Source organism: Sporosarcina sp. NCCP-2222, assembly GCF_023168145.1.
Taxonomy (GTDB): Bacteria; Bacillota; Bacilli; order Bacillales_A; family Planococcaceae; genus Sporosarcina.
Genome location: NZ_BQYK01000001.1, coordinates 653,022 through 673,647, shown reverse-complemented (window position 1 = coordinate 673,647; position 20,626 = coordinate 653,022). Strand labels below are relative to the sequence as shown.

The 20,626-nt window shown below is 43.1% G+C and carries 20 protein-coding genes, 1 pseudogene and 1 riboswitch; of the genes and pseudogenes, 15 read left to right on the top strand and 6 right to left on the bottom strand.

The window, feature by feature from the left end:
* Positions 1–36 precede the first annotated feature (36 nt).
* Positions 37–2,076 (top strand): prolyl oligopeptidase family serine peptidase, encoded by a 2,040-nt coding sequence (locus tag NCCP2222_RS03500; RefSeq protein WP_248509636.1) that lies wholly within the window; start codon positions 37–39, stop codon positions 2,074–2,076.
* 64 nt (positions 2,077–2,140) lie between these two features.
* On the opposite strand, the gene NCCP2222_RS03495 is transcribed toward NCCP2222_RS03500, so the two are convergent.
* Positions 2,141–3,127: a M23 family metallopeptidase gene (locus NCCP2222_RS03495; protein WP_248509635.1), complete on the bottom strand. Its 987-nt coding sequence runs from the start codon at positions 3,125–3,127 to the stop codon at positions 2,141–2,143.
* 149 nt (positions 3,128–3,276) lie between these two features.
* Here NCCP2222_RS03495 and NCCP2222_RS03490 point away from each other — a divergent pair, with 149 nt between their 5' ends.
* From NCCP2222_RS03490 to NCCP2222_RS03475, 4 genes and pseudogenes are all read left to right on the top strand, one after another.
* Positions 3,277–4,275 carry a dipeptidase gene (locus NCCP2222_RS03490; RefSeq protein ID WP_248509634.1) on the top strand — a complete coding sequence of 333 codons (999 nt, stop codon included), beginning with the start codon at positions 3,277–3,279 and terminating at the stop codon, positions 4,273–4,275.
* A gap of 22 nt (positions 4,276–4,297) precedes the next feature.
* Positions 4,298–5,524 carry a DUF819 family protein gene (locus tag NCCP2222_RS03485; protein ID WP_248509633.1) on the top strand — a complete coding sequence of 409 codons (1,227 nt, stop codon included), beginning with the start codon at positions 4,298–4,300 and terminating at the stop codon, positions 5,522–5,524.
* Between the two features lie 88 nt (positions 5,525–5,612).
* A complete protein-coding gene (locus NCCP2222_RS03480) occupies positions 5,613–6,149 on the top strand; it encodes a helix-turn-helix domain-containing protein (protein ID WP_248509632.1) in 537 nt (178 codons plus the stop codon).
* 46 nt (positions 6,150–6,195) lie between these two features.
* Positions 6,196–6,549 (top strand): annotated as a pseudogene (locus NCCP2222_RS03475) (thioredoxin family protein); the annotation flags it as partial.
* A 172-nt stretch (positions 6,550–6,721) separates the two neighbouring features.
* Here the strand turns inward: NCCP2222_RS03475 and NCCP2222_RS03470 are convergent.
* Positions 6,722–7,441 (bottom strand): glycerophosphodiester phosphodiesterase, encoded by a 720-nt coding sequence (locus NCCP2222_RS03470; protein WP_248509629.1) that lies wholly within the window; start codon positions 7,439–7,441, stop codon positions 6,722–6,724.
* 203 nt (positions 7,442–7,644) lie between these two features.
* On the bottom strand, positions 7,645–7,920 hold the full coding sequence (locus NCCP2222_RS03465) for an AbrB/MazE/SpoVT family DNA-binding domain-containing protein (RefSeq protein WP_248509628.1): 276 nt from the start codon (positions 7,918–7,920) through the stop codon (positions 7,645–7,647).
* Positions 7,921–8,114: 194 nt separating this feature from the next.
* Here NCCP2222_RS03465 and NCCP2222_RS03460 point away from each other — a divergent pair, with 194 nt between their 5' ends.
* The 6 genes from NCCP2222_RS03460 (at position 8,115) to NCCP2222_RS03435 (ending at position 12,805) form a co-directional block, all read left to right on the top strand.
* Complete coding sequence (locus tag NCCP2222_RS03460; protein ID WP_248509627.1) at positions 8,115–8,972, top strand: YitT family protein; 858 nt, start codon at positions 8,115–8,117, stop codon at positions 8,970–8,972.
* A 188-nt stretch (positions 8,973–9,160) separates the two neighbouring features.
* A riboswitch (SAM riboswitch) is annotated at positions 9,161–9,277 on the top strand.
* Between the two features lie 255 nt (positions 9,278–9,532).
* The gene (metA, locus tag NCCP2222_RS03455) at positions 9,533–10,441 is read left to right on the top strand and encodes a homoserine O-acetyltransferase MetA (protein WP_248509626.1); all 909 of its coding nucleotides are present in this window, start codon (positions 9,533–9,535) and stop codon (positions 10,439–10,441) included.
* A 136-nt stretch (positions 10,442–10,577) separates the two neighbouring features.
* Positions 10,578–11,276, top strand: coding sequence for a YetF domain-containing protein (locus NCCP2222_RS03450; protein ID WP_248509795.1), 699 nt, complete (start codon positions 10,578–10,580; stop codon positions 11,274–11,276).
* Positions 11,277–11,497: 221 nt separating this feature from the next.
* The gene (locus tag NCCP2222_RS03445) at positions 11,498–12,076 is read left to right on the top strand and encodes a TetR/AcrR family transcriptional regulator (protein WP_248509621.1); all 579 of its coding nucleotides are present in this window, start codon (positions 11,498–11,500) and stop codon (positions 12,074–12,076) included.
* Positions 12,077–12,143: 67 nt separating this feature from the next.
* Positions 12,144–12,491, top strand: a complete 348-nt coding sequence (locus NCCP2222_RS03440; RefSeq protein ID WP_248509620.1) for a DMT family transporter — start codon at positions 12,144–12,146, stop codon at positions 12,489–12,491.
* Positions 12,491–12,805 (top strand): DMT family transporter, encoded by a 315-nt coding sequence (locus NCCP2222_RS03435; RefSeq protein ID WP_248509618.1) that lies wholly within the window; start codon positions 12,491–12,493, stop codon positions 12,803–12,805. The genes NCCP2222_RS03440 and NCCP2222_RS03435 overlap by 1 nt, the downstream gene beginning before the upstream one ends.
* A gap of 9 nt (positions 12,806–12,814) precedes the next feature.
* Here NCCP2222_RS03435 and NCCP2222_RS03430 read toward each other — a convergent pair whose 3' ends face one another.
* On the bottom strand, positions 12,815–13,477 hold the full coding sequence (locus NCCP2222_RS03430; protein WP_248509616.1) for an HAD family hydrolase: 663 nt from the start codon (positions 13,475–13,477) through the stop codon (positions 12,815–12,817).
* Between the two features lie 108 nt (positions 13,478–13,585).
* Between NCCP2222_RS03430 and NCCP2222_RS03425 the strand changes: the two genes are divergently transcribed.
* Entirely contained in the window at positions 13,586–14,497 is a 912-nt protein-coding gene (locus tag NCCP2222_RS03425) for an RluA family pseudouridine synthase (protein ID WP_248509614.1), read from the top strand.
* A 34-nt stretch (positions 14,498–14,531) separates the two neighbouring features.
* On the opposite strand, the gene NCCP2222_RS03420 is transcribed toward NCCP2222_RS03425, so the two are convergent.
* On the bottom strand, positions 14,532–15,173 hold the full coding sequence (locus tag NCCP2222_RS03420; protein WP_248509612.1) for a spore coat protein: 642 nt from the start codon (positions 15,171–15,173) through the stop codon (positions 14,532–14,534).
* A 167-nt stretch (positions 15,174–15,340) separates the two neighbouring features.
* Between NCCP2222_RS03420 and NCCP2222_RS03415 the strand changes: the two genes are divergently transcribed.
* On the top strand, positions 15,341–16,624 hold the full coding sequence (locus NCCP2222_RS03415) for a glycoside hydrolase family 18 protein (RefSeq protein WP_248509792.1): 1,284 nt from the start codon (positions 15,341–15,343) through the stop codon (positions 16,622–16,624).
* 54 nt (positions 16,625–16,678) lie between these two features.
* Here NCCP2222_RS03415 and NCCP2222_RS03410 read toward each other — a convergent pair whose 3' ends face one another.
* On the bottom strand, positions 16,679–16,819 hold the full coding sequence (locus tag NCCP2222_RS03410; RefSeq protein ID WP_248509610.1) for a hypothetical protein: 141 nt from the start codon (positions 16,817–16,819) through the stop codon (positions 16,679–16,681).
* A 299-nt stretch (positions 16,820–17,118) separates the two neighbouring features.
* On the opposite strand from NCCP2222_RS03410, the gene gdhA reads away from it, so the two are divergent.
* Positions 17,119–18,498 (top strand): NADP-specific glutamate dehydrogenase, encoded by a 1,380-nt coding sequence (gdhA, locus tag NCCP2222_RS03405; RefSeq protein WP_248509608.1) that lies wholly within the window; start codon positions 17,119–17,121, stop codon positions 18,496–18,498.
* Between the two features lie 716 nt (positions 18,499–19,214).
* Complete coding sequence (locus NCCP2222_RS03400; protein WP_282570650.1) at positions 19,215–20,426, top strand: argininosuccinate synthase; 1,212 nt, start codon at positions 19,215–19,217, stop codon at positions 20,424–20,426.
* The last annotated feature ends 200 nt before the right edge of the window (positions 20,427–20,626 follow it).

The following is a 20,626-nucleotide window of genomic DNA, read 5'->3' as shown; positions in this document are numbered from 1 at the left end:
AAAATGAAAAAGAAGTGATTCGAAGGGGGAAAAATGATGACGGTCATAACAAAAAAAGAACAGGTCGTAGAAAATTATCATCGCACATTAGTTTCCGATCCTTACCGGTGGCTGGAAAATCCGGATAAAGTCGAAGTTAAACAATGGGTGGATGAACAAAATGAAAAAACACAAAGTTATTTGAGCACTTATCCAAATCGAAATGAAGTGAAGGAAAAACTTATCAACGTCTGGAACTTCCCTAAATATACCGTTCCTCGAAAAGAGGGCGAGTATTACTATTTTCATAAAAATGATGGGCTCCAAAATCAGGCCGTTTTCTACCGTACAAGCGATTTACAATCTGGAGATTTGGAAGTCGTCCTTGACCCGAATATGATGAATGAGGAAGGGACTGCAGCTATTACGAATCTGTCGTTCACAAAGGATGGAAAGCGACTCGCCTATGGTATCTCTTTAAACGGCAGCGATTGGCAGGAAATCTATATTCGTAATTTGGAAACTGGAGAAAATGAGCCGGATGTGATCAAGTGGTGCAAATTCAGCAGCATTGCTTGGAACGAAGAGGGAACTGGCTTTTATTACAATCGTTTTCCGGAACCTGGTACTGTGCCTGCTGAAGAAGAAAGTTTTTATAATAAAGTATTTTGGCATGAGCTCGGAACTCCACAGGAAGAGGATATCCTCGTTTTTGAGGATCGTGACAATAAAGAGCATTCATTCAACCCATCTTTCTCGGACGACTATCGTTACCTAATCTTGAATGTCTGGAAAGGAACAGAAAACAAAAGTCGCATTTATTATAAAAAGCTGGATGAGGACGGAGAATTCGTCAAATTGCTTGCCAATGACGACGCTCGGTATAATTTCATTGGCAATGACGGATCAAAATTTTATTTCGTTACTAATTTGGATGCACCGAAGGAAAAAATTATTGCTATAGATGTGGAACAGCCAGCGAAGGAGAACTGGGTCGATGTCCTTCCGGAACAAGAGGATGTCCTGAATTTTGCGGATATCATCCATGACCAATTCATCGTTTGCTATTTGCACAATGCGCATTATGAGCTGAAGGTGTTTCACAAAAACGGGAGCCTGGACAAAGAGATTCCTTTGCCGAACTTTGTTTCGATCTCAGGTGTACAGGGCAAGCGGAAGGATGATGTCATGTATATTGGCTACACATCCTATCTAGCGCCTGCAACTGTTTCTCGCTTTGACTTTACAACCGGAGCATTGGATCCGGTATTCGGACAATCTTCACAGTTTGACACAGAGAATTATGAAACGACACAAGTATTCTACGAATCAAAAGACGGTACACAGGTTCCTATGTTCCTGACCCACCGAAAGGGCTTGGAATTGAATGGTCAAAACCCAGTACTGCTCTACGGTTATGGTGGTTTCAATGTTAGTTTGACTCCAGCCTTCTCTCCTGCCCAGCGCATGTGGATCGAACAAGGCGGCGTATATGCAGTTGCCAATTTGCGCGGCGGCGGGGAATTTGGAGAAGAATGGTACAAGGCTGGTACACTGGAGCGGAAGCAAAATGTGTTTGACGATTTCATTTCGGCTGCGGAATGGCTCATTTCCAGCGGTTACACATCGGTCAACAAATTGGCGATCATGGGTGGAAGCAACGGCGGTCTTCTTGTAGCTGCTTGCATTACACAGCGTCCAGATTTGTACGGCGCGGCAATCTGCCAAGTTCCTGTCATCGATATGCTCCGCTATCATAAGTTCACGGTGGGCCGCTATTGGGTGACCGATTATGGCAATGCTGAGGAAAGTGCGGAACAATTTGAGTACATGTATAAGTATTCGCCGCTGCATAATGTGAAAGAAGGCACCGAATATCCGCCGACCTTAATCACAACAGCAGATACCGACGATCGTGTTGTGCCGTTGCATGCGAAAAAGTTCGCTGCCACGCTGCAGGAAGTTCAGCAAGGCGATAATCCGATTTTGCTACGAGTGGAAAAAAACGCAGGCCACGGTCTTGGCAAGCCGACTGCGAAAATCATTGAAGAACAGGCAGATATTTTTTCTTTCCTTTTCAAGGTGTTGGAAGTTTAAATAAGATAAGAAAAAGCGGCGGGATTATGCAAACCCGTCGCTTTTTTGCTGTATTTTAGTTGTACTACCTACCTTTTTTCCGATCCTGCCGTTCCCAGAGGCTTAGAGAAGGAAATGGATCGAATGCCCATTCAGTCCGTCCATTGTATTTATATACACCATAATGCAAGTGGGGCGGGAATTTGCCAGATGTCCCTTCCTTCCCATATCCGGAACTCCCGACGAAACCAATGACAGTTCCCGGTTCCACGACATCTCCTTCTTTAATTTCCTTATTGAAGTATGCCAAGTGGGCATAATAGTGATACGTATTATGATTATCGCGGATACCGATCCGCCAACCGCCAAAATTATTCCAACCCATCACTTCTATGACACCGTAGGAAGCCGACATAACCGGCGTACTATAGCCGGCAAATATATCCGTACCTTCATGAATCCGGCGTCCGCCCCATCCGCGGCTTGCACCCCACGTGCTCCGGTACGTATAATTGTATCCTTTTGGAATAGGGAATCGATGTTCATCGAGCTCGATAGTTTCGAAACGGGAATATAAGGTGGCGATCGCCATTATTTGATTGACCGTCGATTCTTTTTCATACAATTGTTCTAATGCTATTTTGAAGTCATTTTCGGAGGAACCATTTGCGCTCAGCACTGAATGGAGAGTGAGCAGCAAATCATCTGAATTAGATTTGTCGGCTATCCCGTCACCATCTCCATCCATCCCAATTCCACCGAAGTATGTGATGGATTCGATTGAGTTATTTTCGGCATCCGGATTAACCGCTCCGATCCAGTCTTCATCCGTAAAGCGCAGTGCAAGGGGGCCGTCACTTTTCTCAATGTCCTTCCGTACTTGTTGAATATTCCGTTCGTATTGGTCGATGGCCGCTAAATAATACCATGGGACCAATTCATCGGAATAGCGCAGATATAGATCCATCCGTTCGCTAGGTGACAATTCCATTTGATCGTTCGCCATAATTGTTTGTTTTTGCAAGGCAAAAATGCTCATGAAAACAAATAATCCGATAAAAGCACGACGCATTTATATAAATCCTCCTTTGCCTCTTTAGCGTTCCCGTTTTCTTTTGAACCATGTATGTTCTATTGAACAATAATTATCTCAATAATCACTTGTTTTAAGATAATAAATAAATTACAATATAATAAAATCGAGCGGGGAGGTGACTTGTTATGAAAGTGTTCGATTTACATTCTGATTTATTCACAGATATTGCCATGCGGAGGAGTCAGGGAGAACGTCGTGTATTTGATCGGCTACATTATCCGAAATTGAAAAAAGGACATGTCGATTCAGTTTTGTGCGTCATATGGGTGGAACGTGAATTTCGTAAAACTTCCTTGGCGCGCTTTCGATTCCTCTATGACCACGTGATGGCGGATTTGGCTGAATCTGAACATGCAGCCGTTTGCCGGACTGTCTACGAGATGGTAAACAACACAGACACAGATCAAGTGAAGGTCTATTTAGGACTGGAGGGTCTTACGTTCATGGAGGCATGGGAAGGCGCTTCCGTGGAAGAAAGAGTAACCTGTGCTTTTCATGATTTGGATCAGAAAGGTTTTCATCATGCCATCCTTGCTTGGAACGAGCATAATTTTCTTGCCAGTGGGACAGGTGCGGACAACGGTCATGATCCGAAAGGGCTTTCCCCTGATGGTATAGCAGCCATTAAAGAAATGGAGCGGTTGAACTGGTTGATAGATGTCTCCCATATGGATGAAACGTCGTTCTGGGACATTGAGCGTCACGTCAACGGAACTCTGATTGCTTCGCATAGCAATGCAAGGGCGATTTGTGATCACGAACGAAATTTAACCGATAACCAAATGAAAGCGATTGCACAAAAACAAGGCCTCATCGGTCTGAATGCCCATTATGAATTTATTGATCCCGAAAAACCTTCTCTTGACCGGCTTGTCGATCATGCGGTGTATATCTCCGACTTGGTCGGTACAGAGCACTTGGCATTTGGTTTTGATTTTCTGGATTTTCTAACACCTTATGACACGACAGTGGGAGCCGGAGGGAAAACAACTGGCTTCGAATCTGCTTTGCAAGTGCCGGATTTATTGGAGCGAATGGCGAAAAGGGGATTTACCCAGCAGGAGATCGAGCGCATCAGCTTTGGGAATGCAATGGAAGTACTGAAGCGGCATATGAAGAAGTAAGAATAGAAAAGGGGAAATAACCGTGGAGAATACACTTATCAAGTCAGATGATTTGATTACGCTATGGGGTATCATTGTCGTTTGGGCGGCAGTAAGTATTTATTTGGAACAACGATTTACGTGGGCAAGCAAAGTGTCCGGCGCCATCATCGCATTAGTCGGGGCCATCATCCTGTCCAATACGGGTGTAATTCCGACAGATTCACCGGTGTATGATGCAATTTGGGCATTTATTATTCCGCTGGCGATTCCGCTTTTATTGTTTCACGTGAATTTTAAAAAGATTTGGCAGGAAAGCGGGCGGATGTTGATCATTTTCTTGATCAGCTCCATCGGTACTGTTGCAGGTACAATCATCAGCTTCTTCTTATTAAAGGACCATATTCCGTACTTGGATAAAATCGGAGCCATGATGAGTGCATCCTACGTTGGAGGCGGTGTCAACTTTGCTGCAATGGCCGGTAAATTTGAAACGCCAGGGGAAATGGTTTCCGCCACGATTGTCGCAGACAATCTGATGATGGCACTGTATTTTGTCGTTTTGATGATCATTCCCACGATGGCGTTTTTCAGAAAACGCTATACCACTCCGCATGTGCTGGAAGTTGAAAAACAAAGCGGCGAACAGGATGGCAAGACACTGGCAGAAAACTTCTGGTCAAGGAAAGACATTTCACTGAAAGACATGGCATTATCCATCGGGACTGCATTCTTTCTCGTTATCATAGCATTTAAACTTGCGGCATTTCTGGACGGCATTATTCCGTCAGGAGAAGATGTATCGTTCTTTTATAATTTATTAAATGGACTGTTCGGAGATAAATATTTGATCCTGACAACAATCACGTTCATCGCACTCGCGCTGTTCCCGAAATATTTTGAAGGAATCAATGGCAGCCAGGAGATGGGTACGTTGCTCATTTATCTATTCTTTGTCGTCATAGGTGTACCAGCATCTATCCCGTTGATCATACAAAATGCGCCACTCTTGCTTGTATTCGTAGCCATTATTGTTATCGTCAACATGCTTGTTTCATTAACAGCAGGCAAGCTATTAAAATACGATTTGGAAGATATCCTGCTTGTCAGCAATGCGAATATCGGCGGACCGACTACTGCAGCAGCCATGGCTATTGCAAAAGGTTGGAAAAGTCTGATCGGACCGATCCTCGTCGTCGGTACCATCGGCTATATTATCGGAAACTACATCGGAACGACGTTAGGTTTGTGGTTTGCAACGTTGTTGTAATAAGAAGGACCCGTTAGATACTAACGGGTTTTTCAATTTATCGCAAAATATGGTATGATGGCGAAAATGTAATAGAAGAGGCGGTACTATGTTTGATGGACTGAAAATCAAAACATTACGGACGGAGCAGCAGTTGTCCTTAAAAGAGTTGGCTGCGAAGTCAGGTGTCAGCATCAGTATGATCAGCCAAATTGAAAGAGGCAACACAGACCCGACTTTGACCACGCTCTATAAACTGTGCAAAGGCTTGGATGTTTCCATTTCCACCTTGTTGGGAGCGGATGAACAAACGACACAAATTGTCAGGAAAGAGGAGAGAAAAACAGTTGATTTTCCTCAATCCAATTCAAAGTATCACTTATTGACCCCAATTAATGAAGGTTCAATTGAAATGATCTTAATTCAAATGGAACCTGGACAACAGGATCAGCAATTGGTGGAGCATGCGGGGGAAGAATGCGGATTTATTCTGTCTGGAGAAATGACCATTGTCCTTGGGGAAGAGGAGTACATATTGCGGGAAGGGGACAGCATCCGTTTCAAGAGTGCGACGCCCCATCGTTTTGTGAACCATACCGATCGAGTGGCGACTTCTATTTGGGCCATGACGGGAAGGGTGCTGTGAAGCATCGAACGTAGGAAGTCAACTTGACCCGTGATATACTGATACGTATAACGATACATACAATAAAAGGAGTGCAGCGATAATGGAGAAACTGCAGTCGAAAGAACAATTTGAGCAACTCAAAAATGGGGAACGGACCATCTTTATGTTTTCAGCAGACTGGTGTCCGGATTGCCGAGTAATCGAACCGATTTTGCCCGGCTTAGAGGCAGATTTCCCGGAGTATGAATTTATCTATGTGGATCGGGATGAATTTATCGACATTTGCCAAGAGATGGATATCTTCGGTATTCCGAGTTTCATCGGATTCCATGAAGGCCAGGAAGCAGGCCGTTTCGTCAGCAAAGACCGGAAAACGCGTGAAGAGATTGAGGATTTCATCAATAGTCTTTCAGCCTAATATTTTGAGAGGGCTGAAAAAGCCCACCGTATATTACTGGAGAGTTTAGGATGCAATAGCATTCCTAAACTCTTTTTTACGTAACGGGCAACACTATCATTCTGCAAAGTTTTGATCGATTAGAAAAGGGATATGCCATTGGCACACCCCTCCGTTTCTTCTCCGTCTGCTCTTATGCCTTCAGAAAAGCATAGAGACGTTCAGGGTAATCCGTAAAAATAGCCTGGACACCGGCTTGCTGCAGTAGACTTGCATAGTTCTCTTCATTTACGGTATAAGCTCGAACTGGAATGCCGGCCTCGTAAACTTCCCGGTAGGATGGCCGGATGGCAGTAGGAAACAATAAATGATATGCATCAGCTGGGATGTTCTTCAGGTACTCGAGCGGTTGAACGAGCACTTCCATTGTGAGCACACCTGTTTCAATATACGGGGCGATTCGTTTGGCTTCCTGAATGGCGCTGTGATCAAAAGAGGATAGGACGACTCTTGATTCCAAATTATGCGCCTTAATGAGCTCTAAAACCTTTTCGGTCATGCCCTCATAAGGAAATATGTCCGATTTTAATTCAATATTTATATGATGATGTGTGGATTGGAAGAGATGCAGCACTTCTTCTAGCGTTGGAATCTTCTCGCCGGCGAAGTCAGGTGAAAACCAACTGCCGAAATCATATTCCTTTAATTGAGCGAGCGTCAGATCTTTGACATAACCTGAACCGTTTGACGTACGGTCAATCGTTTCATCATGTATGACGACCAGCTCTCCGTCCTTCGTCAAGTGAACATCGAATTCCACACCGTGAACGGGCAGCCGGGCAGCCTCCTTGAAAGCTGCTATTGTATTTTCAGGAAAAGTGCCGGACGCTCCCCTATGTGCATAAACCAACATGGACATCCCTCCAAATTTTCTAATGAATTAACTATATCATGAACAAGTAAAAAGACTGTCCATCGGCAATGATGAAACAGTCTTTTTTGCATGGGGAAATAGAATATTAGTTAGGAAACTGGACATTCTCCGGTATCTTCAGTTCTAGGCTGCTGATTGTCATGGCCTCTGATAGTAAAAGTGGATGATGCCGTTTGCTCACGTTACCAATCCCTATTATCCTTAATCTCTTTCATTAATATTTCCGCACCTTGGGGACTGATATACATGCCATTGGAAAGCCGTTTGTTTTCTGAAGAAATGGTGCCAGTAACAACACAGGCTTCATCTACAACATATTTTCGCAAAATGATCATGTCATCATCAACGAATATTTCCATTGGAGCGCCTTTTTCCAACTGTAATGTATTTCTTAATTCTTTTGGTATGACAATTCGTCCTAAATGGTCTACTTTTCTAACAATACCTAAACTACGCATGTTGAATATCCTCCTTTAGTGAATTATCCTATTAATTACGAGTATACCAGTAATTTTGAAGAAAACCAAAAATATGAATATACTCTTCTGCCATTTCCTTATTTACTACTATTCCTTAAATTATTCATTTAAAACTTTCCACAAGCTTTATTTCTGGTAAAATAATTAAGGCTGTTATGAAAGGAGGCAGAATGATGTCAAATCGTTACGCTAAATCCACGGTTTTTGACTATCTATTAATCATATTGGGCGCATCGCTTGTCGGGTTGTCCTTTAATATTTTCTTATTGCCTTCGCGCATTGCGGCAGGGGGCATATCAGGTGTCAGCACGATATTGTTTGAATTGTTCGGTTTTAATCCCGCTTATGTGCAGTGGATTATCAATATCCCATTAATCATTTTAGGTTTGCTGCTGGCAGGCAAAGAGTTCAGCACTAAAACGTTAGTCGGTACTTTTTTTGTCCCGTTTGTAATCTGGCTGACGGGGGGCATTGAACTTTCTGTTGATAATCCGCTGCTCAGTTCGATCTATGGAGGAATTCTTTTAGGGATTGGCCTGGGCATTGTCTATCGGGGGAATGGTTCAACAGGAGGCACGGCGTTAATCGCCCAATTGTTGAAAAAATACACAGGGATTTCAAGTGGTTTTTCCCAGCTGATCGTTGACGGAGTTGTTGTAATTACTTCCGCTTTCGTTTTCAACTTTGAACTGGCGTTATATGCTTTGATGTCGATTTATGTGACCAGCAAAGTGATCGACTTCGTTCAACTTCAGACGTCGCCAACCAAATTGGTCCTGATTATTACGGAAAATGAGAAAATGGTGCAGGAAATCATACAAAACGAAATCGATCGAGGATTGACAAAAGTTAAATCGACCGGAGGATATTCAAGTAATGAAAAAACAATGATTTTTTGTGTGGTCGAGCAATCGGAAGCTGTGTATTTGAAAAAGCTGTTGCAGACGGCAGAGCCTTCTTCGTTCGTCATTTTCTTAAATGCATCGGAAATACTCGGACTTGGATTTTCAAAAGCAAAGAGATATCAGTGAATGGCCTAAGCCGTCAGGGTCCTTCTCATGTTTTGGTTAGATGAATGGTTTCCTACATGTTAGTAGTCACAAGATGTCTGCTCCTCACTGGAAATTTGGGACAAGCAGAACATGAAAGTTTGAGAAAAATTTTAAAAAACTTTAGGCAAACTGTCTGAAAAGTGATATACTACTCCGTAATAGAATAATTCTTATCAAGAGAAGCTGAGGGAATTGGCCCGATGAAGCTTCAGCAACCTCTGCGTATGCAGGAAGGTGCTACCTCCAACAAGAAGTTCAACTTGATCATTTTCACGATGTAAGTGAAAAAGCTGTGCATGCCGTTCATAGAATGGCCCTGCCCGATTCATGTTGATGCCTCGGTTATTGGACGTTTGGAATACAGGATGCAGTTACAAACCGCTTTTTGCGGATGATTGCATGATTCCGAATCTCTGGCATGCCGTAGGTACTTGATTCTTGAGAGATAAGAACGACCGGAAAATTCAAGCCTCGTTCCTATTTCTTTAGGAGCGGGGGTTTTTTATTTGAATTGCCATGACATAAGAGGGGGAGATTGTATGCCAATTAACATACCGAGACATTTACCGGCAGGCGAACTATTGAAAGAAGAGAAAATTTTTATTATGGAAGAGGATCGTGCGACTACGCAAGATATTCGCCCACTAAATATCATTATTCTAAATTTAATGCCGGAAAAAGAACGGACAGAGCTGCAATTACTACGGTTGCTAGGGAATACACCATTGCAAGTGAATATGAATTTCTTAAATACCGCTACATACGAATCGAAAAATGTGAGCAAAAATCATCTAGAAGAGTTTTACACGACATTTGAACATATTAAACATCGTAGATTTGACGGTATGATCATTACAGGTGCACCGATTGAACATATGCCATTTGAAGAGGTCATTTATTGGGAAGAACTGAAGCAGATCATGGACTGGTCCAAAACGAATGTCACTTCTGTTTTGCACATTTGCTGGGGAGCGCAAGCAGCACTGTATCATCATTATGGCATTGATAAATATGATTTGCCGAAGAAATTGTCCGGCGTTTACAGCCATAGTTTGACAGACTCGACTGTAAAGCTTGCACGCGGATTCAATGATGTTTTTGCAGCACCGCACTCGAGATATACATCGGTATCTGTTGAGGAAATTGAACAGGATCCTCGACTCCAACTGCTCGCTGTATCTGAGGATGCTGGGGCATTTATCGTGTTATCCAAAGATGAAAAACATATTATGGTTACTGGCCATTTGGAATATGATGCGACGACGTTGGCTGAGGAATATGAGCGTGATGTACAAAAAGGTCTGGAAATCGATGTTCCTGCTAATTACTTTCCGAATGATGATCCGGCTAGGCAGCCGATGAACACATGGCGTTCCCATACGCATCTCCTGTTTTCAAACTGGCTGAACTATTATGTATATCAAGAAACACCATTTGTATGGGAGTAAAGCTTTATAGAGTAAAAAGGCGCATCTCGTAAAAGAGATGACGCCTTTTAATCATACAATCGCCCTCATAAAGACATCCGTATAATTATCAGATGGTAGTGGCACACTCGTATAATGGAGGTGCTGCGTTTTGAATATGAATGAATTTCTTGAATTTGACTTTTGGGAAATGACGATGCGAACATTAGCTTCCTTTATCGTGCTGCTTCTGCTGGCGCGTTTAATGGGTAAAAAGCAAATCTCCCAATTGACTTTCTTCCACTACGTAACAGGCATCACGATTGGATCGATTGCTGCTGCCATTGCCAGTGAATCGGAAACACCATATTTCAATGGTTTGTATGCGATGGTTTTATGGGCTTTTTTAACTTATTTAATGAACTTCCTAGCGTTAAAGTCGAAAAAGGCGAGAATTTTACTCGATGATACACCGACAATCATTATGCATAAAGGAAAATTGAATGAAGATGCAATGAAGAAGTCGCGCCTGCACTTGAACGATTTGAATATGATGCTGCGGGAGCAGGGGATTTTCTCTATTAAAGATGTAGAATATGCCATATTAGAAACGAACGGACAGTTAAGTGTAATGAAAAAGGCTGGGCAGGAACCGGCTACCAAAAAAGATGTAAAAGCACCGTGTCCAGAACCGAAATTTGTGCCAACTGAAATTATTTCAGATGGGAAAATTGTTTCCAAAAACTTGACGGAGCTTGGATTGACGGAGGAATGGCTGTCCGATCAATTGAAAGCTCAGGGAATTGGCAAAGCCGATCAGGTTTTTTATGCGGAAGTTCAAACTGATGGAAGTTTGCATATCGATCAACGTTCCTAAGAATCCAAAATTGGTCGCTCAATAAATCAATTGTTATGGTTTCACAAGTTATTGCGTGCAAAATGTTCAAATCCAATCTTCCATGCGAGCCCTTTTACAGGATGTCTTGGGGGATTGGATGATTTTAATGAATGAAAGTAGCGAACGCAAAATGGATAGACCTTGCTTAATACTATATTTGTAGTAAAATGAATGACAGTCATTCAGTTGGAGGGAGATAAATGGCTCAAAATAAAAAAGAGATGATTGTACGGGCGGCGATTGAAGTTTTCCGCGATAAGGGAATCGAAAAAACTAAAATATCGGATATCGTACAAGTAGCTGGGGTCGCCCAAGGAACTTTTTATTTATACTTTCCATCTAAGCTGTCGCTAATGCCAGCAATTGCCGAAGTGATGGTTGCAAAGACGATGGAAATCTTGCGGTCGACTGTATCGGAAAAAGCTTCTTTTTCGGATCAAATGCAACAGTTCGTTGAAGCCATCTTTAGTATCAACGAAGAGTACCATGAAATTCAGGCCCTTATTTATTCTGGATTGGCATCAACAGAGCATCTGAAGGAATGGGAAGCTGTTTATGAACCCATCTATGTGTGGCTTAGTGAAAAACTTGATAAAGCAAAGGACTCTGGGGAAATTCGTAACTCAATTCGGTCTGCCCATACTGCGAAATTAATTATTGGCCTTGTCGAATCTGCAGCGGAGCAGATTTATCTTTATGATTCACAGGCGGAAAATATGGCGGACACTCAAAAGAGGGAAGTAAAGGAATTCCTAAAACATGCCTTGCAGATGGATTGAATTGATTCCATCCGGCTTCAAGGCAAATTATGCAATAAAATGACTGATAGTCAGTCAGGAGGCAACGATGAACAAATCATGGTTATATGTAGCGATGACCAGTTTCTTTGAGTTGGTCTGGATATACGGTTTTAATGTAGCAAGCACCTGGTGGCACTGGATTCCAATTGTATTCTTCATTTTTGTTGATTTTTACTATTTATCCAAGGCTTGTGAGAATTTGCCGACCGGTACAGTGTACGCAGTATTTGCGGCGGTCGGTACAATCGGTACCGCTTTAATGGACGTCTTTCTATTCGGTGAAACATTAAGCGGAGGGAAAATTTTCTTCATAGCCATTCTTGTGGCTGGAGTGATTGGCTTGAAGATAGCGGATGGAATCGAAGAGAAAAAAGCAGTTGGCGAGGTGAAATAATGGGTTGGTTATTCGTAACTTTGGCTGCAATCAGTGAGTTTGTCGGTGTAATTTATTTAAAAAAATATAGTGAAAAGAAGAGTTTAAGCCGAGGACTGCTTTATATGGCTGGATTCGGAGCAGCCTTTCTGTTCTTGTATTATTCGTTTAACTATTTACAAGTGAGCACGGCATACGCAGTATGGATAGGTGTAGGGACTGCGGGAGCCGTACTCATCAATATGATTTTTTTTAATGAGTCCAAGAGCCCAGGAAGGATTTTCAGTGTCTTGCTGATCGTCATTGGAGTTGTTGGAATCAAGGCACTTTCGTAAAGGGGAAGTCTACCGTATGATTTCCCACTTCTTCTCCAGAGCTACCGCTTCCAATTTTGCATCTGGCCGGACAGCGACTGGATTTCCGACCGATTGAAGGACAGGCAAATCGGAATAGCTGTCTCCATAGGCATAACTTTCGGACCAATCGACAACCTCATTAGCCAAGCAAGATAGTATCTTCTCCGTTTTTCGTTTACCTTGAATATGATAAATCGAACTGCTGGAATCGATCGTTTCGTTTTTAAACGGAACATCGGTGCCGATGATCTGATCAAATTCAAATTCACTTGTCACCTCAAGAAGGAACGGCGTGTAAGCGCCGGATACGAGCATCGTGTAGTCTCCATTTTTTCGGTGTTCCCGATAACGCTCGACTACGCTCTCATTGAAATCCTTTTGAATAGCCGGTTTCATTTCTTGGAAATAATTGTGTATCTCTTCTCGAGATAACTCTTGCAATGCGTTTAAATAGATTTGCATAGACCGTTCTTTCATTTTGGATTCAGGAAGCAATTTTAACTTGTAGCTGATATACGGTTTAAGAATGGTGCGAAAGAATGGTTTATACAAAGGACTGTAGGTCGGGTGGCTTTTTAACTGGTCCATCATGAGCTGGAATGTTTCATTAGCATAAAATGTTCCGTCAAAGTCAAAAATAGCGATTCGCATATGGGACTCCTTCTGCAATTGCTGCCAAGTTTCTTTTCTACCGATCATACAGTGTTTGTGTTGGAGAAGCAATTCAAGGATAATATAAAGTACCAAAGGAGGTTCCACATGCAGAAAAAAGGACCAAAGAAAGCGCAAACAGCAAGCCCCCATACATCTGTTTACCAAGTAAAACAAACGCAAGAACTATTGCCGTTTTTATTGGAAGTCTTATCGAAAACCAGCAGAAACTCAGTGAAATCCATTTTGTCCAGAGGGCAGGCAAGTGTGGATGGTGTCGTGATTACAAGACATGACCACCCATTGCAACCAGGACAAACAGTAGAGATTATGAAAAATAGGGCAGCCAAAGGAGAAAGTGAACTGGAAGGGATTTCAATTCTTTTCGAGGATGATGATCTGCTTGTCATTGATAAAGAGGCGGGTCTGCTTTCAGTATCAGCCAAGGATAAAAAGGAAATGACGGCTTTTAGCCAAGCTGCCAGCTATGTTAGAAAAATGAATCCAAAAAGCAGAATCTTCGTTGTCCACCGACTAGATCGGGATACATCCGGTATATTGGTTTTCGCGAAAAATGAAAAGATGAAACAGGATTTGCAAAATAATTGGAATGAGCTTGTCCGCAGAAGGGAATATACAGCCCTTGTGGAGGGGAAGGTAAAGAAGGAAGAAGGAACGATCAAATCGTGGCTCAAGGAAACGAAGACATTCAAAATTTACTCTAGCCCTGTAGATAATGGCGGGCAGCTCGCCATCACTCATTATCGTAAAATCCGTTCCGCTCAACAATTTACTCTGCTGGAGGTATTGCTTGAAACGGGACGGAAGAATCAGATTCGTGTCCATATGGAGGAGATTGGGCATCCGATAGTTGGAGACCGGAAATACGGTTCAACTGTCAACCCAATTAAACGACTGGGACTTCATGCTTCTGCATTAGAAGTAATTCACCCAAAGACGGGCAAAGTGATGCGGTTTGTATCGGAAGTTCCAGAAGTGTTTTACAGGAAAGTAAAATAGAACAGGTGCCCAATGGAGGGCACCTGTTTCTTTATTATTGAAGATTATTGTTGTTCTTCATACCCATTTGTACTTGGGTAGGAGCATAGGCATTCAAGATAGCCTGCATATCCTGTTGTGCCAGCTGAGGAACTTGATAGTAATGATGTTTATTTTGATAAATTGACAATTCGTATGCCATTTCGATGCAATTTGGTACGGAATCTGCAAGAACTCGGCGAACGACAGGGTTTGTTGTTTCCAATGCAGACATTGTTTTATGGGAAGCAGATGCTTTTGCGGAAGCAAGCAAAAAGCCGGAAATGATTTCATCAGTAATCTCATTTGCTGATTGAATCGGTTTTTTAGGCTGAGACTGCTTCATGCCGTAAATAAAATCATTGTTCTGCTTCATTTTGTAGCTTTGCGTCGGATGGGATGGATCCTGTCCAGTTTTAAAACATTCCACGGTAATATTGTATTCATCCTGCATGAAACGCAATTGGCGATCCAAAATATCAAGTAGCTCTGGATCTTTAACGTGAGGACGCAGCAATACTGCCTGGTTCATAGCGCCAACTGCGGCGTTGAGCACTTCGTGGACATCGAATAATTCATGTCCGCCGTGATTCATTTTCGGGGGCACCTGTCCTGTGTGCATATTTTGGTGTGTTTGGCCAAAGGGATTTTGTGTCAAAGGTATTCCTCCTCCTTCATGATGTGCAATCAGGAGTAGTATGGTATCCCTAAACAGAGTTATGCATTGGAAAATGAGAAGATCGCGTGGTCCATGTCATAATCATCTGCCCTCAAAAATATAGTGAAGAAGATGTTCATACGTATGAGGAAAGGCGGATGATGGATGTGCAAATCCACGTGGTGCAGAAAGGACAAAGTTTATATGGAATTGGTCAAGCATACGGAGTCTCTTACGAAAAAATAGCTGCTGCAAATGAATTAGTTGATCCTTCGAGAATTGTTGTGGGGCAAGCATTGGTCATACCGATAACGGGCAGTTATCATTGGGTGCAGCCAGGGGAATCATTGTATTTGATTGCCAAGAGATATGGTATAACGGTAGAAGAATTGGCAAGGATAAATGGACTGTCGGTCAACGGTATTTTGCCTGTCGGATTGCGGCTGTATATTCCGCCAATGCCGAAAACAGATATCGATGTGCTTGCCTATGTGGAACCGCGTCCTCCTGTCAGTGAGACGCTCGTGCAGGAAGTAAGAAGAAGATCGCCGCAGCTCACCTATTTAGCAATGTTCAGTTATGAGCCACAACGGGACGGCACTTTAAAGGAACCGCCAATTGGTGATATCCCTTCCATCGCGAGCGCTGCCGGAGTTTTGAATACAATGGTCGTCAGCAACCTGGAGAACTTTGCGTTCAGCTCTGAACTGGCTCACGAGCTTTTTGTGAATCAAACGGTGCAAAATCGATTATTCGAGAATATTGTACAAGTAGCCCGGAAGGTTGGCTACCGGGATATCCATTTTGATTTCGAATTTTTGCGGCCGGGCGACAGAGAATTATATAATGATTTTCTGCGAAAGGCAAAAGCACGCTTCAAGCCTGCCGGTTTAACGATTTCTACAGCCTTGCCTCCGAAGACAAGCGACAGTAAGTCAGGTTTGTATGGGGCGATTGATTACAAGGCGCACGGGGAAATTTGTGACTTTGTGACATTGATGACCTACGAATGGGGCTATTCTTACAGCGAGCCACAGCCGGTCAGTCCATTGCCAGAGGTCCGTAAAGTAGTGGAATATGCAGTGAGCCAAATTCCACCGGAAAAAGTCTTTTTAGGACAAAATCTGTATGGGTATGATTGGTCAACCCCATATCCGCCTGAAAGCGGGATACCCGCAAAAGCCCTCAGTCCACAGCAAGCTGTCAATTTGGCAATCAACACGAATACCGCCATTCAATATGACTATACCGCCCAAGCCCCGCATTTTACGTATACCGACAACAACGGCGTTCGCCATGAAGTATGGTTTGAAGATGCACGCAGCATTCGTGCCAAATTTAATCTACTGAAAGAATTCAACTTAAGAGGAATTATGTATTGGAAGTTAGGTCTATCCTTCCCGCAAAATTGGTTGTTACTAGAAGATATGTTTAATGTACGTAAACGATAATTAGAAAAATTGGAACCGTTCATGCAGTCATTGCATAAACGGTTCCTTTACAATTTATTCTTTTGATATAAAGTTCGATAGATTTTGGAATAGTTCAAATTCAGGATTGATCAGTAGAGCAGGTAGGAATGCAAATGTCAGGATGATCATCAGATTCGCGCCGATGACAGTTCGTAGGAGTTTGGTGAATTTCATAATGCATCGCCTCTTTCTCTTGATAGATGTGCTTACAAGGGGCTTGCCAAGTAAGTAGACTCATAATACTCTATCTTCAGAACCTTGTAAATCATTATTTTATTCCATTGCTGAATCAATTATGTCTGCTATATTTTGTTCGAGATATTATTAGAAATAAATTTTCTAGAATAAAAATAGTTGTGTCTGTTGAAATTTTCAGTAATAATAGTTAAAAACGGAGAAATAATTTCGAAATATCAATTTTGTTGTTTGGATAATTCATTTCTTCGGCACCGATGCAGAAAGGGATGAGGCATATGACAAAATTAGAGGTATTGACAGAGAACCGGAACCGGGCGAATGATTATGTGCATGAAGTATATGAATTAGTGAAAAAAAGGAATCCGGATGAAAAGGAATTTCTGCAGGCAACAAGAGAAATTTTTGATTCACTGCGGCCCGTCTTTGCCAAACATCCGGAATACATTGCCAATGGCATATTGGAACGGATTACCGAGCCGGAGCGCATCATCTCTTTCCGGGTAGCATGGGAGGATGACAAAGGGAAAGTGCAAGTGAACCGCGGTTTCCGTGTCCAATTCAATAGCGACCTCGGCCCTTATAAGGGCGGCATCCGCTTCCATCCTTCAGTCAACAGCAGCATTATGAAATTCCTCGCTTTCGAACAAATTTTTAAAAATGCACTGACGGGCCAGCCGATCGGTGCCGGGAAAGGCGGCTCTGATTTTGATCCGAAAGGGAAATCGGACCGTGAAATCATGCGCTTTACACAAAGTTTCATGACAGAATTAAGCAAACATATCGGCCCGGACATCGACGTGCCCGCAGGCGATATCGGAGTCGGAAAACGAGAGATCGGTTACATGTTCGGCCAGTACAATCGACTAAAGGGCGGCTACGAAGCAGGCGTCCTGACCGGCAAAGACCCGAATCATGGCGGAAGCTTAGGACGAAAAGAAGCGACCGGATATGGGACCGTCTACTTTGTCGAAGAGATGCTGAATGAATATGGCCAGTCCATCGAGGGCAAGACGGTCATAGTATCCGGTTCAGGGAATGTTTCCACTTATGCGATGGAAAAGGCGCAGCAGCTAGGCGCCAAAGTCATCGCCTGTAGTGATTCTGATGGGTATATAGTCGATTCGGAAGGGATAAACCTTGCCACAGTAAAGCGCTTGAAAGAAGTGGAAAATAAAAGGATCGCAGACTACATGAAAGATCACCCGAACGCGGAATACCATCCAGACTGCTCGGACATCTGGTCAGTCGCTTGTGACATAGCATTGCCATGCGCCACCCAAAATGAAATTGACGAAATTTCTGCCCATACGCTTATTGGAAACGGTGTCATTGCCATCGGGGAAGGTGCCAACATGCCATGCACCATCGAAGCGATCAACTTATTCCATGAAAACCGCGTCTTATTTGCCCCGGCAAAAGCCGCGAACGCAGGAGGGGTGGCCGTTTCGGCAATGGAAATGTCTCAAAACAGCATGAGGCTCTCCTGGACAGAAGCCGAAGTGGATGAACGACTAAAAGTCGTCATGCACAATATATTTGAGAGTTGCAAAAAAGCGGCAGAAAACTACGGCCACCCCGGCAACTTCGCCATGGGAGCCAATATCGCCGGCTTCTTGAAAGTGGCCAACGCCATGGTTGCGCACGGCATCAGGTAATATGGCCGTCCAAAGGTTTATAGAGTGAACAGGAGGAGAAAACGAGTTTTCGTTTCTCCTTCTTTTTTGTTGATGATGATATTTTTGAAAAGTGCCCGGAATTTATGGTCGACTGCTCAAAAATGTCAATGAGTACACGAAAGTGGCTGCCGAGTGCACATACTCGATGTTATTTTGTAGTGCGTGGATAAACGGGTGAGTGCGCAAGAGTAATTGCCGAGTACTAGCATGAACCGAACCGCTCGTATCAGTTCAGCAACCACTCATATAAGCTTTCGAACCGATCGTATCGGTTCCCTAAGTCATTCAATTCTCCAGTCGAACATGCCCATTGCCAGCACCGCTCGTATTTGCTGCCGAACCACTCGTATAAGCTGTCGAACCGCTCGTATATTTCTCAAACCGCTCGTATCAGGTCAGCAACTACTCATATAAGCTTTCGAACCGCTTGTATCGGTTCCCTAAGCCGTTCAAATTTTCAGTCGAGAATGCCTATTACTCTCTTTCCGCCAACACTATTCTCATCAGCAGTCCTATAAAGTTGCTTCCAGCCGCTTGTGCTTCCACTTATCTTTATATCCTTTGAAACTCAAAACCCATTCAAAAATGTACTTTCATTACTTTCAAAATACAATACTTGCATTTCGAATAAAGTATGTTATTATAAAAATACATTTAGTTGAATAAAAATACATCTATGAATAAAGGAGGACGTCATTATGACAAAGAAAAAAGTGGTGCTTGCGTATTCGGGTGGGTTAGATACTTCAGTGGCGGTTCAATGGCTGACTGATCAAGGTTACGAGGTGGTAGCATGCTGCTTGGATGTTGGGGAAGGGAAGGACTTGAATTTCATCCAGCAGAAAGCGTTGCAGGTCGGCGCGGTCAACAGCTATGTAATTGATGCAAAGGAAGAGTTTGCGAATGAATACGCATTGCTCGCGCTGCAGGCACGGACGTACTACGAAGATAAGTATCCACTCGTTTCTGCTTTGTCTCGTCCTCTTATCTCGAAAAAGCTTGTAGAGGTGGCGCATAAGGAGAATGCAACAGCAGTCGCTCATGGATGCACAGGAAAAGGAAACGACCAAGTACGTTTCGAGGTCGCCATTAAGGCTTTGGATCCTTCATTGGAAGTCATTGCGCCAGTTCGGGAATGGAGCTGGTCCCGTGAAGAGGAAATCGAGTATGCAAAAGAAAAGAATATCCCGATTCCAATCAATCTCGACAGCCCGTATTCGATCGATCAGAACTTATGGGGACGCAGCAATGAATGCGGTATTTTGGAAGATCCTTGGGCTGCTCCGCCAGAAGATGCATTTGGTTTGACGGCATCGATTGAAAACGCGCCGGATGAGCCGGATTACTTAGAAATTGAATTTGCAAAAGGCGTGCCAGTCAGTCTGAACGGAAAGAATTATCCGCTTAGCGAGCTCATCTTACAATTAAATGAATTGGCCGGAAAACATGGGGTCGGTCGGATTGACCATGTGGAAAACCGTTTAGTGGGAATCAAATCCCGTGAAGTGTATGAGTGCCCAGGGGCTGTGACCTTGCTCAAGGCTCATAAGGAACTGGAAGACATCACATTAGTCAAAGATGTCGCCCACTTTAAACCAATCGTCTCACAAAAGTTAAGTGAACTTATCTATAACGGACTTTGGTTCTCTCCTCTACGTGATGCACTGGAAGCCTTCATTAAAGAAACACAGCAATACGTAAACGGTACGGTGCGCGTAAAATTATTCAAGGGCCATGCCATTGTGGAAGGCCGTAAATCCGCGAATTCTCTGTACGATGAAAAGCTTGCGACTTATACTTCTGATGATCAATTCGATCAGTCTGCGGCGGTTGGTTTTATTCAACTATGGGGCTTACCAACAGAAGTGCATAGTACCGTCAATCAAAAACAAAAGGTGAAAAGCTGAACGGTTATAGGACTTTTGTATAATGTGAATAAAAGTCGATTCTGAAATTGATTGCGTGAGTGATGAAAAAATAAATATTCCCTCTATATTATTAGTCGGCAGAAAAGCGATGCCCATTACGGTGGGTGTCACTTTTCTGCCGATTTTCTTGTTCTGCCATCGTTTCTTGTTCTGCCATCGTTTCTTTTCAGACAGGGGAG